At 44.9% G+C, this 15,370-nt stretch carries 18 protein-coding genes; all 18 read right to left on the bottom strand.

Translation table 11 applies throughout. The features are described from left to right. Nucleotides 1–3 precede the first annotated feature (3 nt). From HYN43_RS18895 to asnB, 18 genes are read right to left on the bottom strand one after another with little or no spacing between them, the layout of a single operon-like run. Complete coding sequence (locus HYN43_RS18895) at nucleotides 4–678, bottom strand: CatB-related O-acetyltransferase (RefSeq protein WP_119410823.1); 675 nt, start codon at nucleotides 676–678, stop codon at nucleotides 4–6. Between the two features lie 15 nt (nucleotides 679–693). Further along, a complete protein-coding gene (locus tag HYN43_RS18890) occupies nucleotides 694–1,623 on the bottom strand; it encodes a glycosyltransferase family 2 protein (protein ID WP_205589787.1) in 930 nt (309 codons plus the stop codon). Nucleotides 1,624–1,625: 2 nt separating this feature from the next. Then, nucleotides 1,626–2,723 carry a glycosyltransferase family protein gene (locus tag HYN43_RS18885; RefSeq protein WP_119410822.1) on the bottom strand — a complete coding sequence of 366 codons (1,098 nt, stop codon included), beginning with the start codon at nucleotides 2,721–2,723 and terminating at the stop codon, nucleotides 1,626–1,628. A 3-nt stretch (nucleotides 2,724–2,726) separates the two neighbouring features. Then, nucleotides 2,727–3,713, bottom strand: coding sequence for a glycosyltransferase family 2 protein (locus HYN43_RS18880; RefSeq protein WP_119410821.1), 987 nt, complete (start codon nucleotides 3,711–3,713; stop codon nucleotides 2,727–2,729). Further along, entirely contained in the window at nucleotides 3,706–4,254 is a 549-nt protein-coding gene (locus HYN43_RS18875) for a hypothetical protein (protein ID WP_119410820.1), read from the bottom strand. The genes HYN43_RS18880 and HYN43_RS18875 overlap by 8 nt, the downstream gene beginning before the upstream one ends. Then, nucleotides 4,241–4,783: a glycosyltransferase family protein gene (locus tag HYN43_RS18870; RefSeq protein ID WP_119410819.1), complete on the bottom strand. Its 543-nt coding sequence runs from the start codon at nucleotides 4,781–4,783 to the stop codon at nucleotides 4,241–4,243. Before HYN43_RS18870 ends, HYN43_RS18875 begins: the two co-directional genes overlap by 14 nt. Continuing rightward, nucleotides 4,776–5,879, bottom strand: a complete 1,104-nt coding sequence (locus HYN43_RS18865; protein ID WP_119411283.1) for a DegT/DnrJ/EryC1/StrS family aminotransferase — start codon at nucleotides 5,877–5,879, stop codon at nucleotides 4,776–4,778. The genes HYN43_RS18870 and HYN43_RS18865 overlap by 8 nt, the downstream gene beginning before the upstream one ends. Nucleotides 5,880–5,887: 8 nt before the next feature. Then, a complete protein-coding gene (locus tag HYN43_RS18860) occupies nucleotides 5,888–6,889 on the bottom strand; it encodes a ketoacyl-ACP synthase III (protein WP_119410818.1) in 1,002 nt (333 codons plus the stop codon). 1 nt (nucleotide 6,890) lies between these two features. Beyond that, the gene (locus HYN43_RS18855) at nucleotides 6,891–7,646 is read right to left on the bottom strand and encodes an SDR family NAD(P)-dependent oxidoreductase (RefSeq protein ID WP_119410817.1); all 756 of its coding nucleotides are present in this window, start codon (nucleotides 7,644–7,646) and stop codon (nucleotides 6,891–6,893) included. Then, nucleotides 7,639–8,697, bottom strand: coding sequence for a 3-oxoacyl-ACP synthase III family protein (locus HYN43_RS18850; RefSeq protein WP_119410816.1), 1,059 nt, complete (start codon nucleotides 8,695–8,697; stop codon nucleotides 7,639–7,641). Before HYN43_RS18850 ends, HYN43_RS18855 begins: the two co-directional genes overlap by 8 nt. Next, nucleotides 8,698–8,934, bottom strand: a complete 237-nt coding sequence (locus HYN43_RS18845; RefSeq protein ID WP_119410815.1) for an acyl carrier protein — start codon at nucleotides 8,932–8,934, stop codon at nucleotides 8,698–8,700. A gap of 8 nt (nucleotides 8,935–8,942) precedes the next feature. Further along, nucleotides 8,943–9,476 (bottom strand): GNAT family N-acetyltransferase, encoded by a 534-nt coding sequence (locus tag HYN43_RS18840; RefSeq protein ID WP_119410814.1) that lies wholly within the window; start codon nucleotides 9,474–9,476, stop codon nucleotides 8,943–8,945. Next, nucleotides 9,473–9,895 carry a sugar 3,4-ketoisomerase gene (locus tag HYN43_RS18835; protein WP_119410813.1) on the bottom strand — a complete coding sequence of 141 codons (423 nt, stop codon included), beginning with the start codon at nucleotides 9,893–9,895 and terminating at the stop codon, nucleotides 9,473–9,475. Before HYN43_RS18835 ends, HYN43_RS18840 begins: the two co-directional genes overlap by 4 nt. Continuing rightward, nucleotides 9,885–10,289: a sugar 3,4-ketoisomerase gene (locus tag HYN43_RS18830; RefSeq protein ID WP_119410812.1), complete on the bottom strand. Its 405-nt coding sequence runs from the start codon at nucleotides 10,287–10,289 to the stop codon at nucleotides 9,885–9,887. The genes HYN43_RS18835 and HYN43_RS18830 overlap by 11 nt, the downstream gene beginning before the upstream one ends. Nucleotides 10,290–10,296: 7 nt before the next feature. Then, nucleotides 10,297–11,562 carry an ABC transporter ATP-binding protein gene (locus HYN43_RS18825; RefSeq protein ID WP_119410811.1) on the bottom strand — a complete coding sequence of 422 codons (1,266 nt, stop codon included), beginning with the start codon at nucleotides 11,560–11,562 and terminating at the stop codon, nucleotides 10,297–10,299. Next, the gene (locus tag HYN43_RS18820) at nucleotides 11,563–12,426 is read right to left on the bottom strand and encodes an ABC transporter permease (RefSeq protein ID WP_119410810.1); all 864 of its coding nucleotides are present in this window, start codon (nucleotides 12,424–12,426) and stop codon (nucleotides 11,563–11,565) included. Continuing rightward, the gene (locus HYN43_RS18815; protein WP_119410809.1) at nucleotides 12,419–13,537 is read right to left on the bottom strand and encodes a glycosyltransferase family 4 protein; all 1,119 of its coding nucleotides are present in this window, start codon (nucleotides 13,535–13,537) and stop codon (nucleotides 12,419–12,421) included. Before HYN43_RS18815 ends, HYN43_RS18820 begins: the two co-directional genes overlap by 8 nt. After that, the gene (gene asnB, locus HYN43_RS18810; RefSeq protein WP_119410808.1) at nucleotides 13,530–15,317 is read right to left on the bottom strand and encodes an asparagine synthase (glutamine-hydrolyzing); all 1,788 of its coding nucleotides are present in this window, start codon (nucleotides 15,315–15,317) and stop codon (nucleotides 13,530–13,532) included. The genes HYN43_RS18815 and asnB overlap by 8 nt, the downstream gene beginning before the upstream one ends. Nucleotides 15,318–15,370 lie beyond the last annotated feature (53 nt).

Genomic DNA, 15,370 nt, shown 5'->3' with positions numbered 1-15,370 from the left:
TGCTTAAATTGGGGGCTGATATTTTTCAATGAACTTATCTATATCAAAAAAATAGCGTTCAACTTCTTTGATCTTTTCATCATCAAAATCCCACCATTTAATTTTTTCGAGCGATTTTATCTGCTCATCGCTAAATCTAAATCTCCTTATCTGGATGGGAGAGCCATAGGCAATAGCATAAGCGGGGATATCTTTTGATACAACTGCCCCGGCACCTATTATTGCACCGTTGCCAATGGTAACTCCATCTAAAATAATAACATTCATCCCTATAAAAACATCATTCCCAATTTTTACAGGCTTGCGCTCGTCAATTTTATTTTCATTAGCATAGTGAAAACCTGCCTGGTTTGAAGTTGAATAAAATACCGGGGATGTTGATAAACCATTGGTTGGGTGAATGCCCCAACCGCAAATTACATTGGGCCCTACAGAACAGTATTTACCAATTTCGCAAAAGCTGATAAACGAGTTACGCGCAATGTACGTTCCATTGCCAATTGTACTTTTAAAAATATGATAGGGTGGAAAAATCTTTACATTATCTGTTTCAGATTCCGTTAATTCGCTTGGGATAATGGTTGATCCTTTGATATTTTTGAGCCATAGTAATTCCTGTAGTTCAGGAATAAAATAGGTTAATAACCGGGATACCTTCTGCCTTAGCCAATTTTTCATGGATTACCGAAAGGTTTATTTACTGCGAAATAACGAGTATAGCTTAGTTCTTATCTTATTCAAAAAAACTATTTTTTTCCATTCACTAACTATACCGTGCGCGTCGGCCGCCCAAATTTTTTGATGATCGGCTTCCCATTGTGCTTTCATTTTGGGCGAATGGGTTTTGGCTTCGTCATGGATGTGAGCTACGGATAAAGGCTGTTTGATGAACAGCCTGCGGTGCCCTTTTACCAGCCTGAGCCACAGTTCATAATCAAGCGCACAATGAAGTTCTTCCCAGATGGGTTCGTGGATTTGTGAATTCCAAAACGTTGATGGCTGTACTAACCCCGGTATTTTGATAAAATAATCGGTAAAGGGAAGGATGCGGTTCAGTTTATCTTCACCGGTTAAAACATTGTGATCAATGCCGTAACCGTACACAAAATCAACCGCGGTTTTTATAAAGCTTGTAATCACTTTATGAAAAACGCCCTCAAGGTAATAATCATCACTATTGATCCATGCATGATAACTGCCCGACGACAGGCTGAAACCCATGTTGATGGCATGACTTTGTCCGCGATCTTTTTCATGCTGATAGTAGCTGATCCAGGGGGCGTATTTTTCGATGATCTGTAGAGAACCATCGTTGCTGCCGCCATCCATAACAATGTATTCAAGATTGGGGTAGTTTTGCAGCAACACCGCCCGGATGGTTTGCTCCAGGAAAGCGGCCTGGTTGTATGAAGGCGTAACGATGGTAAGTTTTGGCCAGTTTATTTTTTCATCATACCTGGCCGGATCGGTTTGCCTGTCCCAGGGCCAGCCGGTTTTGCCGGGTGGCGGGGCGGGTAAAATGCCAAGCAATCCGTTGGGGTTATGCTGTATAACAGGTAAGGGCAAGCCAAGGCCTTTATTAATAAAATTTGATCGGTAAGATGAAAGATCGGGCAGATTCAATTTTAAAGCGCTGTTGTTAAAGTTTTAATATAAGCGGTAAAGGCCTGCTCTTCATAAGGGCGGTTTAAATGCGGCGGCTGGTTGAAGTTTCCGGATGATAAGATCGTTATTAATTCGTCAAAACTGTCGTATATGATTATCCCCGTGGATAAATCGCAACTCCGGGCCGCATGGGTATTGGCAATAACCGGCAAACCGGCAATTAATAATTCGGGGATTCGTGTTAATGCTCCGCCTGATGGCTGCTGATGGATCACCGCGCAATCCGAATTTGTTATCAGTTGTGCTAAGGTATCGTTATCTACCGATCCCCATACCCGGATATTTTTTGCCTTAAATTTATCCTTTAACATTTCCGAACCGAAACCAGCAACATGGATGTTGAGGTCTTTGATGGTCTCAATTTTTTGTAGCAATTCGGTGTAACCGGTTAGGGTTGGCTGGTTATGAAATGTTCCGAGCAGTAAGATGCTTTGTTCATCTTTTTTTGCTTCGCTGATTGCCAAACTTCGTTTTTTCCGGATCTCTGATAAAAAAGCCTCCGCAGCAAGATCTGGATAGTAAGGCAGGTAAGCGGCGTTAATGCCGTAGCTGGCCAGCAACCAATGCTCCCCACGCGAGATGGTGAATACCTTTTTGCATAGCTTAAGGTAATCAAGCTCTTCAAAAAGCCATTTTGGAGAGGGCTTGTTTGAAAACACGCTTTTATTACCGGCCACCATCGATTCGAGGTTATGAGGAAGCGCAATTACCGGGATCCCGTACCGGTGAAATATTTCGGCCAGTAACAGGTTGTATGCCACTGTCGATTCCCAGATAAATAACTGCGGTTTTTTTTCTTTTATAAATTGTTCTATCACCGCAGTGTAGCGCCCTATGGCATATTTGCTTTTATGGCCGGCACCCGGTGCCGGATTCTTTTTTAGCCCGGTTAAATAGTGGGATAACTTACTCCCTTTTGCAACAGCATAATTAAGGTCGGCCTGATTGGCGGTTACACCAGCCTGGTTGAGTAAGTAAGCTATCTGGGCACTTCGTTTATTGCCGCCATGACCAAAGGCATCGGCAATAAAATGCGAATGTGTGTAAATATTAAGCAATACTTATTTCGCTAAAATTTGATTTAGTTTTCTGATACCAGCCACTTCAGCAGCAAGCTGCGAAAGTTTGATTCCGCTTAGCAAAAAAAAAATTTCCGCCTCGTACAAATAATGCCATTTTGAGGTTTGCGCTAATGTTTTGCTGAACAGGTAGCGAAACAAGCTTGTACAAAGCAGAAGCAGTTTACCTGCACCCGAAAGTTTATTAAGTTGAATTTGCTTGCGATAGAGGTTCAGGATCCGCTCTTCGTTTGGGTTTAAATTTAAATGCTGCAGCCTGTAGGTATCACCAAGCCGGTTACTATGCATATAATGCGTAAACACAAGCTCATCATGATAATATAACCGGTATCCGGCTAAAATAAAGCGCATACAAAGCTCTACGTCTTCACCGCGCCCGGCCCCGCTTCCGTCGGGGCCGGCCAGTATGGCGGGTATGCTGCTGTATACTTTAATGTAAAGCGATTTGCGGAACACCATGCCGGCACCCCATAAATATCCATTAGCCGTTACATCGCCCGATACAGGGTTTTGTTTGCCTACGGCATAGCTGCGTTGATGCTGCCAAAACCAGGCAGGTATTTCAACATCAGCAGCAACTATACCCTGCCCGCCCGCAGCGCCAAATGCGCTGTTAGCCTCCATAAAAAAATAAGCCTCTTTTATGTAGTTATCAGCAAGCCGGTTATCGTCATCGCAAATAACAATATATTCATAACCGGCATAATGCACTCCCGTTGTAAGGGCATGGTGTTTCCCTGGCTTCGGTTCGCTTAAAACGGTATACTTAATCTGGGGCAGCTTGTATGCTTCCCAAATTTGTTTTGCCTTGTTAAAGGTATCGTCGGCAGAGTTGTTATCTACAACGATGATTTCCCAGCTAATTTCTGCAGGTACCTGTTGTAAGGCCAGGTGCCTGAGTGTTTGCGGCAATTGCGAAGCGCCGTTATAAGTACAAATAATTACAGATATGCCGGCCTGATCAGCCATTGGGTAACATTAAGTTTTTGAGTTGCGAGGCTTCGGCGGCAGTTAACAAAAACGATTGTTTCATGAGCTGGTTATTGGTCATGATCTGTTTATCAACAGTACCGGCATCTTTATTTATTAATAAAAGCAGGTTAGCCACCTCATCCAGGTTGCGGCAAACGTTGATGTAATCATATTGCTCGCCGGTTAGGTACGCATCGCAATTGCAAAAAATAGTTTTAAAGCCAAGGTTGATGCTATCAATAGATGAATAGCCCATAAAACTGCCAACCGTAAAATTGAGGAAGTAGCCGCTTTTAAGCTCGTCGCTTAACTCAGCCATTGGGATAGACTTTCCGGTAAAAGCAATATGATGGCTTACGTCAAGCTGTTCGGCTATTGTGATAATATTTTGGTAAATGCCCTGATCTTCAATAGCGCCGATAAAGGTTACCAAAAAATCTGTTACTCCCTGCTGTTTAAGTTGATGGGCAAGCTTAACCAGGTCGGGAAAGGAGTTTTTATCCCCGGCTATGCGGGCTACCAGGTTAACCCGGAGCATTGATAAATAATTTTGCCAAAACCATTTTGGCTTTTATGGCATCCTTGTACTGTTGGCGAAGCTCGGTTTCCTGGTATTTATTAATATTGATGATGGTATCATTGCTATCGCCAAACAGCTCCTGTTGATAGGCGTATTCGCGGTTTGGATACTGAATAGCGTTATTCACGTTCCAAAAAAAACGGTGCGGATGAGGCACCGTGTTAAATACCTTGTCGACATTATACAAACCGATGGTGTGGATACTTTTATAATATTTTGCTGCAAGGTATTTCAGTTTAACAGCCCACCACGCCGAGCGGATCATTTTAACAGGTGCCCTGAAATGTTTTATGGTGTTGATACGTGTGCGCACTACTTTAACACCTTTGGCTTTTAAAATGCCATCATAGTGTTCGTGTTCGTAGCTATCCAATATCAGCACGGTAGGGTTAATATTGTTTTTTTGGGCGAAGAAAACCAGCTCGAGCAATAACTTTTCGGCCCCGCCAATGCCCAGCCTGTTGCTGATGATCAGGATGTTATTCATAAAACCGGCGAATAGCTTTGCAAACGTAGGTTATCTCATCATCAGTCATGCCCGGGTTAAGGGGAAGGCTGAGGCAAGTTTGGGCTATCTCTTCCGCTATCGGGAAATCGCCTTTTTTATAGCCCAGGTGCTGATATGCCTTTTGCAGGTGCGGCGCTACCGGGTAGTGGATGCCGGTACCGATGCCGTTATGGTTTAAATGCTGTTCTAACGCGTCGCGCCGGATTGTACGTACCACATATAAATGATGAACGTGATCTGCGTCCGGAGCCGTAACCGGTAATATAAGGCCCGGAATATCGGCAAGTTGTTTGGTATAGGCAGTGGCTATCTGTTTTCTTTCATCAAGCCAGCTGTTCAGATATTTTAATTTTACCGAAAGGAAGGCGGCCTGTAACTCGTCCAGCCTTGAGTTTACGCCGATGATATCGTTATAATATTTTTTCTCCGATCCATAATTGCGAATCAGGTTGGCTTTTTGCGCCAGTTCTGCATCATTGGTGGTTAATGCCCCTGCATCGCCATAGGCACCCAGATTTTTAGTTGGATAAAAGCTGGTGGCGTTAATATTACCAAAGCTGCCGGTAAGTTTACCGTTGTAGGTACAGCCCTGTGCCTGTGCATTATCTTCAATAACAAGTAAATTATGCTTATCAGCAATCTGCATAATAGCATCCATCTGGCAGGCCTGGCCGTACAGGTGCACGGGCATTATCACTTTTGTTTTTGGGGTGATAGCTGCTTCGATGCGATTTATATCGATGTTATAAGTTTGTGGATTAGGTTCAACAGGTACTATGGTTGCCCCCGTTTGCGATACGGCCAGCCACGTGGCGATAAATGTATTTGAGGGGGTTATTACTTCGTCGCCTTCACCTATCCCGAGTGTTTTTAGGGCGATGTGTAAAGCATCCAGCCCATTAGCTACGCCAATACAATGCATTACGTTGTTATACTGCGCATAAGCCAGCTCAAAATCAGATACTTCCTTGCCCAGTATATACCATTTGTTTTGAAAAACGCGCTCAAATGCCGCGCGGATCTCATCTTCGATTAAATTATTCTGAGCGGTGAACGATAAAAAGGGGATAGTCATCAGGAAGGTTAAAAGGTTATTACGGTTGCTCCCCAAGAGTAACCTACGCCAAAGCCGGCCAAAAGCCAGTTGGTACCAGGCGCGGCCGGTTTGTTGAGCATGGCATGGTAAAGCGCGATGGGGATGGTTGATGATACCGTGTTGCCAACGTTGGCCATGTAGATATAAAAACTTTCGACCGGGATCTCCATCTTTTTGCGCAGATGTTCCAGCATATACTGGTTGGCCTGGTGCAAAATAAACTGGTCGATATCGGCTTTTTCAAGATTGTTTTTAACAAGAGTATCGGCAACAAGACCGGGAACGGCTTTTGACGTAAACGCAAAAATTTCGGGCCCGTCCATGTGCAAATGTGCCGGCGATTGGTCATTGCCATAATCGTCATTGATGCTATCAGCCCCTTTATCGGGGTAGCGGACAGCTCCTTTTTTCACCATCAGGTTTTCGGCCCCTTTGCCATCGGTGCCTAATTCAAACTCACCAATAGCTGCTAAGCCATCAGTGCTAACCAGGGTAGCAGCGGCAGCGTCACCAAAAATGGTGCGGTTGCCCTTATCGCCGGGGTGGATAAATTTTGAATAAGTTTCGGAGGTAAGCAGCAGTATGTTTTTAGCAATCCCGGCAGCTATCAAACCTTTCGCCAAAGCCAGGCCATAAATGTAACCCGAGCAGCCGAGGTTAAAATCAAGCGCCCCGGCTTTCACCGGGATGCCTAATTTATCCTGGATAATACAGGCCGTGGTTGGCAAAAAATAATCGGGGCTTTGGGTACAGTAGAGCACGAAATCTATTTCGGCCGGGTTGATGCTATACTCTGCAAAAAGTTTTTGAGCCGCGGCAATAGCCAGATCCGATGCAAATTCATCAACTGAGGCTATATGCCTGGTATCTACCCCTATTTTATTGGCTATTTTCTCTACACCCCATTCCGGGAACAGGGCTGATAATGCCGCGTTATCCAATTGGCCTTGCGGCAGATGGTAGGAAATAGCTTTGATATAAGCATTCATGTTATTGGGCGGTGAAACCGCCGTCGATAGTAATGGTGGTGCCGGTAATCCAGCTGCCTGCGCCTGATAATAAAAACAGGCAGCAGCCGGCAATATCGGCAGGTGTGCCGTAACGGCCTAAGGGGTAATTTTTTTTATCAGCTTCGATGGCTTCGGCAGATACGTGCTCGCCAATTACTGCTGTGCCCTCGGTTTCAACCATGGCCGGTGCTATGCAGTTGATGCGGATGCTGGTTTTCGCCAGCTCAAGCGATGCCGATTTACAGAAGGATTGTAATCCGCCCTTAGTTGCGCCATAAACCGAATTAGCCGGTGAGCCGATCACCGCCCCGTTTATGGACGAAAGCAGCACTACGGATGATGCCGGCTTTATCTTTTTTAGCTTTTGCAGTGTAGTGACCAACAGGATAGGTGCACGCAGGTTAATAGCCAGCATTTCATCAATAAAAGCGGCGTTGATAAATTTTAAGGGAACCAGTTTCATCATCCCTGCCGATTGTACTACGCCATCCAGCGGAGGTAAAGCTTTACAGGCACTTTCAATAAATTTTTCGTCTTTCAAATCGCCGGTTATTACCTGGTGGCCATCGCCCTCTAATTGGGAAAGCGTTTGGTTAAGCCGTTCTTCATCGCGGCCAAGCATAATTACCGTGGCACCGGCTTTAGCGCAATCCATACTGATCTGTTTGCCTATGCCTGATGATGCGCCGGTAACCAGGATTGTTTTACCGCTAAAATTGTAAGTATAATCAATCATGATAAACTAAATCCGGAACTACTAAATTTTCTGTAGAAAAATGTACGCTGCCCCATGACAGGCCTACGCCAAAACCGCAACCTATGTTTTCGTTTTTACCATTGCGCAGGCTTTCGGCGCTTTGGGTAACCATGGTGAGGGGGATGGTAGCACTGCTGGTATTGCCAAAATCCCGTAAGGAAAGCGGTACTTTTTCTTCCGGCAGCTGCAGCTTTTTCCTGATCCTTTCATTCATCATCAGGTTGGCCTGGTGAAAATAAAAATGATCAATATTTTCTTTGTCTATTTCAAATTTGCCAAGCAATGCATTCACCGATTCCGGGGCTTTCGAGATCCCGAACGAGAATACATCCATGCCATCCAATACCAAATGCAGATTGGTACGGGCAATCCCTTCCGAAACTGTATTTTCAACTACCGATGCTTCAGTAAACAGGTTGCGGTAGCCGCCATCATTAATAATAATAGCCTGGTAACCGCTGCCATCGCTGCCTAAATGAAATTTCAGGCCTTCTTCACTATCAATAAATTCAAGGGCCGTTGCGGTGCCTGCGTCCCCAAAAAGGGGGTAGGTGCTTTTATCGTTTTTTGAACTGGTGATGGATGAGGTATCGCCGGTAAGCAGGATAGCTTTCTTAATCATGCCCGATTGCATGTAGCCCGCAAGTGTGCTCAATCCGTAAATAAAACCGGAGCATCCCAATGAAATATCCAGCGTAAAGCAATCGGTAGGTAATCCGAGCCTGTTTTGCAAAATGCAGGAGGTGGCGGGCAAAATATAATCAGGGGTTTGGGATACGAATACCAGCCCGCCGATGTCGTTTTTATCCCAGCCAAGCTCGTCGATCAGTTTTTCGGCAGCTTTAAAACAGAGGTCGGAAGTGCAGACGCCTTCGCTTACAATATGCCTGCGCTCAACGCCGGTTGTTTTAATCAGCTTTTCCATATCGGCAGCCGGGATACCGGTCAGACCGGTGTTTTCCTGCACAGTTGCAGGTACACAAGCCGATACACCTTTAACTACCACATTTTTAATATGCAGATATGCCATTTACGCGTTTGCTTTTGAAAGCACAATATTATAAATATCGGTAATGGTTGATGATTTGCGCACATCGTCGCCGGTGAGCCTTACCGAGTAGTTTTGATCAACCATGGCAATAACCGATAGTGCCGTCATCGAACTCCATTCGTCGTTTTCTTTAAACAGCGTATCGGCTGCGAATGATTCGGCCGGGATCTCGTCAAATTGTTCGGCAAATTCCTGTACAAATGTTTCAATATTCATGGCTGTTGTTATTTGGGGTCGATAATATCTGTTAAAAATTTAAGTTTCCGCTGATACCCGTCGCGGTGCATCACCATATAAATGTTTTGCTCGTCTTCGCCGGTTTGGGTAAAAAACATTTTGTGGTAGCGTACCAGTTTTTTATTGTCTTTACGCACATCGATCAGGCAGCGTTCAAAACCAAACCCTTCAAAAATAGCCCATGTTAAAAACAGGTCGGCTTTAATGGGGTTTAGTTCGTCGCCGCCGCTTTTGGCCAGCCAGCTGCCCGAAGTTACGGTATCGCCATCGATGTTGTATAGCCTGAAAACCCCTTGAGGTTCATGCTCTGCATCGGTATATAAAAAGTAATATTCCTCGCCCAGTAATTCCCTCTCCTTATAATTACGGATCCAGGCTTTTTGGGCTTCCAGATCATTGCTTACCGGCGAAACATGTTTGGATAGTTTAGGATCGGTACGAAGGCTCAAAATAAATCCGGCGTCATGCTCCTCAACCAGCCTGAAAATTAATCCGTATCGGTGAGCGGGTAAGGCTATCACAGGTTTTTATATTGTTTAAAGGCAGTATAATCCCGCAGGTAATCCTCTTCGGTATATAACATCGAAGCCAATACCAGGCAGATAGCGCCCGATGAAAAATTTGAAATATCACGCCAGATGCCAGGCTTTACATGCAGGCCCATGTAGGGGCGGTTTAGCTGCACGGTTTTTTTGTTGATGCCATCATCAATGGTCAAATCAAAACTACCGCTGGCCGCTACAATAAATTGCTCCAACTGTTTATGCCCGTGCGCCGCGCGCGATTCGCCACCGGGGATATCATATAAATAGTAAATCCGCTTTACATCAAAGGGCACATGGATGTTGTTCTCCACCGGCGTAATGTTACCTGCCCGGTTATGAATGCGGCGCAGGTGGATGATATTGCAATCAAAAACGGTGTTTGTTTTACTGTTCATGGGCTTTGCTTACAAACCGGTCAAAATCCCTGATATAATCCTGTTCGTCATATTTTCCATCCGCCAAAATGAGCGCTAATGAATTAGTTGAGAAATTCTCAATCTCGCGCCACATCATTTTCGGTACATATAAACCATAGTACGATCGGTTAAGGCTGAAACGCATTTCCTTATCGCCATCGTGCAGCACTACATCAAAGCTGCCGCTTAAGGCGACTATAAACTCCTGCAAGCTCAGGTAGGCATGGCCGCCCCGGCGTTCGCCGCCCGGTACATCATAAATCCAGTAGGTGCGCTCAATTTTAAAAGGGATATGGTTGTTCTCTTCAATAAATGAGAGGTTTCCCCTGTCATCTAAAAATTTCGGCAACTGAATAATGTACGGGCTTTCCATATTTTTATTAAGCCTGGTAATTAACGGTAAAGTTTATTTTGGGGTGGATTACCCCCGGTGCTAAAAAGCTGTTGCTACCTTCGCTTTCGTTTTCAACCTCGAACCCGATAAAATCATCTGTACCAAACAACAAATAGCGCTGGTTTTCACCAAATATAAGCTTGAACGCGTAATTTCCCGCATTTAATAAATTGGGCGGGATGATTCCTTTTACGGTATAGAAACCGGTTTTTGAATCGTTATTGGTGGAGATGAGCGTGCCGTTATGAAATACCGGGATCTCATCGCTGTTTTTTAACTCGAAAGTAGCATCGAGGTTGATACCTGCCTTTTTATTAAAAAAGGTCATCTCAAAGCTCAATCCGGTTGATATCGAAATGCTTTCACCCTCAAGGGATTGGATCACAAATTTCAATACCCGGATATTTTCATTTCCCGGTGCCGAATCCAAATCGCCATGATGCTGAAAGCTTGATTTTGTATTGTTGTTGGTTTGATAAAAGCTGACGGCTTCCAGTTGTTTGTTTTGATAAATGAGTTGCCCGTTGGCCAGCACTATCCCTTTATTGCAAAGCGTTTTCACTGCGGCCATGTTGTGGCTGACAAATAAAACGGTACGCCCTTCGCCTTTGCTTACCTGGCCCATTTTGCCGAGGCATTTTTTCTGAAATTCGGCATCGCCTACGGCCAATACCTCGTCGATAATTAAAATTTCACTTTCCAGGTGCGCCGCCACCGCGAAGGCCAGCCGCACATACATGCCCGATGAATAACGCTTCACCGGTGTATCGATATAACGCTCAACACCCGAAAAATCAACTATCTCATCAAATTTTCGTTTAATTTCGGCTTTGCGCATGCCCAGAATAGCACCGTTCAGGTAGATATTTTCGCGCCCGGTTAACTCGGGGTGGAATCCGGTGCCCACTTCCAACAAACTGGCTATCCGCCCCCGCATTTTTACCGAACCGGTGGTAGGGGAGGTAACCCTGCTTAAAATTTTAAGTAAGGTACTTTTGCCCGCACCGTTACGGCCGATAATGCCAACCGCATCGCCCTGGTCAATCTCAAAGTTGATGTCGTTAAGGCTCCATACCACATCGCTGGTACCTTTGGTGCTACGGTCATTGATCTCGCCTATTTTTAAAAACGGGTCTTCTTTACCACGGAGCCTGGCCCAGAATCGTTCCAGGTCGCGCGAGATGGTGCCGGTGCCAAAATCACCCAGTTGATAGGCTTTTGATAGATTTTCGACTTTGATAACCGTGCTCATTTATACCGTATCAACAAAAGCCTTTTCAACTTTATTAAATACCACTGTGCCTATTATCAAAATAATAGCTGTGGTTAGCGCGCTATAGCCTAAAAGTTCCCAACTAAAACTACCCTTGCCTAAAAAGCCGTACCTGAAAATTTCAATTACAGCTGTAATAGGATTAGCCTCGATGATCCAGGCGTATTTTGCATGTTGGGTTTGTACTACTGATAAAGGATAGATTACCGTAGTGGCATACATTAAAAGCGGCACACCGAAGGTTACCAAAAAAGCGATATCACGGTACTTGGTGGTTACGGCTGATATGATCATCCCTAATCCCAATCCCAACGAAGCTATCATCAGGATAAGCACCGGTAGCAGCAACGCGAAATAATTAGGCGCTATCTGCTCGCCCTTTGCTAAAAATACCATGTATAACGCAACAAAAAGCAACAGTTGTACTGCAAAACGCACCAGATTTGACAGTACGATGCTAACCGGCATAATTAACCGCGGGAAGTAAACCTTACCCAGCATGGCGGCATTATCTTTAAATACAGTTGACGTTTTAATAAGGCAATCAGAAAAATAATTCCAAACAATGGTGCCTGCCAGGTAAAATAACGCTTTGGGCAAACCATCTACCGGGATCCCGGCCAAACCGCCAAACACAATGGTATAAAACGCTATGGTTACTATCGGCTGCACAAAAAACCATATCGGCCCTAAAATGGTTTGCTTATAAAACGAAACAAAATCCCGGCGCACCAATAGTATCAGCAAGTCGCGGTAATGCCACAGTTCTTTCAGCTTCAGATCGAGCAGGCTGTTTTTGGCGTTTATTTCAAAATCCCACTTTTCGGGCGTTACATTACTCATTAATCAGCCGTTCCAGTTTGGTCATGTAATCGTGTTCGTTAAAGTAGGTTACGCATTGGTTCTGCAGCGTTTTGCGTTTATCGGCTGTTAAAGGGTTTTGAAGATGCCTTGATATGGCTTCGCTAAGCTGATCCAGATCGTCGGGATCAATAGCTTCGCCCAGCTCGCCGTTGCGTATGGCATCCACACTGCCGTCAACGTTCCCGCAAATAACCGGCAGCCCGCAGGCCATCGCTTCAATAAATACTATACCAAAACCCTCTTTTTTACTTGGTAAAACAAACAAATCGGCCAGTAAAAAATGCTCGGCCAGTTCCTGCTCGTCAATAAAGCCGGTAAGGATGATCTGATCTTTAACGCCATATTCATCAATCAGCTTCTGGATGCGGATTTGTTCCTGCTGATCATATTTGCCCGAGAGTACGTATTTTATTTGAGGGAACTTTGTTTTTAAATGATTTAAAGTTCTGATCACCTGGTCGTAACCTTTATATTGCTCGGTACAGGCCAGGCGGGTTAATGAAAAAATAATAACATCGTCGTGGTTCAAACCGTAGCGCCGTAATAGTTTTTCGGGTTTGGCAAAGGCATGCGGCAACTGCATAAAAGGATCGATGGCATTGTTAAGCACAACGCATTTTTTCTCGCTGATGCCATGCCTGCTCACCATTTGCTGCATGGTAAAATTGCTCACGCAAATCACCTTATCGCAGTTATTGAGCAATGCCCGCTTAAAAAAAGAAAGAGGTCGCCAAACCTCAATACCGTGGGCCACCAGCCAAATTTGGCAGTGCGGATTAATGAATTTTAATATGTGGCCAAGGATAGCCAGGTTAACATGGCTTAAAATAGCTACATCCAGTATTACGGGGTTAAAAATGGTTTTTAAAACAAAGCTCACCCGGTTAATACCAAAGCCTTTAAAACAGGCCGGAGGTAGATATTGCTGCATCAAATCGGTTTGCTTATCATAAGCCGACCATAGTTCAAAGCGCCATTTATTTTTCAAAGCCACCCGGTACAGCGAATGCCCAAGCGTGCGGGTCATTTTTTGAATGCCGCCTGTAGCACCAAAGGTTTGCAAAGTAAACAGGGTTACTTTTTTAGCCATGATTTTGTACCTGGTACAAGGCAAACGCCTTAGACCAGTGCAGGGTATTGGTTTTAAATTGCTGTATAATGTTTTGGGCTTTTTTACCCTTGTACATGTTTACATTGCTAATCTGCTCATGCTCGCGCATCCATTTTTGCAGCGGGAATGTAAATCCCATTTTCGGTCGGTTCCAGATCTCGGGCGGGATGAGGCTGCTGAAGCTATCTATCAACAGTTTTTTAGGTTGCCCGGCATTAAACCTGATTGCCGGTGCAATACGATGAGCCGCGTTGGTAAAATCCTCATCCAAAAAAGGCACGCGCGCTTCAAGGCCGTGGTTCATGCTCATCACATCGGTATCGCGAAGCAGCTGGTTTTGCATGTACAGGTTGGTTTCAAACCAGGACGCTTGTTCCTCGTTGTAGCTACGTGGTGCTCCGGTGCCCGGCGAGGCAAACAACACATCGTTGATATGCCGGGTATCAGTATCCAAAATAGCTGCAATATCGCCCCGCGAAAACAAGCCTCTTAATGCAAGGTAGTCCGCCACAGGATGATCTACACTTAGAAAACTCAGTTTTTTATAATGATCGGGCGCAAAACTGCTGAACGCCGAAAATACTTTTGACGGCAGCTTGCGTAAATAGCCCAGGTACTTTATGCGGTTAAATGATGGGTACCCACCAAAAAGTTCGTCGGCCCCAATACCTGATAGTACCGCTTTTAAGCCGTCGTCATGAGCGTATTTGCTGATAAACCAACTGTTTATACCGTCTGTAGTGGGCAGATCCATGGCGGCAATGATCTGCGGAAAAAAAACTTCAAAATCGCTTTGTGTTACCAGGTGCGAAAAGTTTTGCCCGCTTATTTTATTGTTGATGATTTGCTGATAGCCCCGCTCATCATAGCTTTTTTCATCAAAAAATATCGAGATGGTTTTAAGCTGCTCTTTTTTATATTGATTAGCCAGCAGCGTGATCAAACTTGAATCGATACCTCCGCTTAAAAATACACCGATAGGAGCATCAGCAATCAGCTGCCTTTTTACGCCTGCTTTAAGCGTACCGGCAATGAGTTGCCGGGCTTCAGTAATATCAGTTATCTGCGTTACTGTATCTGCAGTTTGATAGCTGCTGATGGTATACCGGGCACTTGCATGTTCCCATAGTAAAAAATGCCCTTTAGGTAAGCTGAAAACATTTTTCAGCGTGGTATATGGTTCGGGGATATGGCCAAATGCTAATAACCTGATCTGCCAGTCCTGGTCGTTTTCATCACCCAAGCCAGCCGCTTTAAATGCCCGTACCTCCGATGCAAAACTTAGCGTTTGGTTTGTTGTGGAGTAATACAAAGGCTTTATACCCGCCGTATCCCGCACCAGGTAGGTTACTGCTTTTGCAACATCATACAGGGCAAAGGCAAACATGCCCCTGAATTTTGAAAAAGCTGCGGTGCCCCAATAAAGGTAAGCCTGCAAAATAACCTCCGTATCAGTGCCTGATTTAAATTGTGCACCAAGTTTTATAAGTTCGGCTTTCAGTTCGGGGTAGTTATAAATTTCGCCATTGAAACTGATCCATGCTTTTTGGCCGGCATCCACCATGGGTTGATGCCCGTTGCGGCTCAGATCAATGATGGATAAACGCCGGTGACCGAAAGCCAGCCCTGCTGTTTCATCATAAAAAACTCCCTCATCGTCCGGGCCGCCGTGTTGCTGCGCCCCGCACATCGATTTTACTTTAATCCGGATTTCGCCGGAGGGTACCCTGCCGGAAACAATTCCGGCTATGCGGCACATGGTTGGTTGGTTTTCATAGCTTCGCCCCGTAAGTCACAGTGTGTTTTTGTAAC

Origin of the sequence: Mucilaginibacter celer (genome assembly GCF_003576455.2) — a bacterium.
Classification (GTDB): domain Bacteria; phylum Bacteroidota; class Bacteroidia; order Sphingobacteriales; family Sphingobacteriaceae; genus Mucilaginibacter; species Mucilaginibacter celer.
The sequence above is the reverse complement of the archived record's forward strand: the minus strand, read 5'-3'. Positions and strand labels throughout refer to the sequence as shown.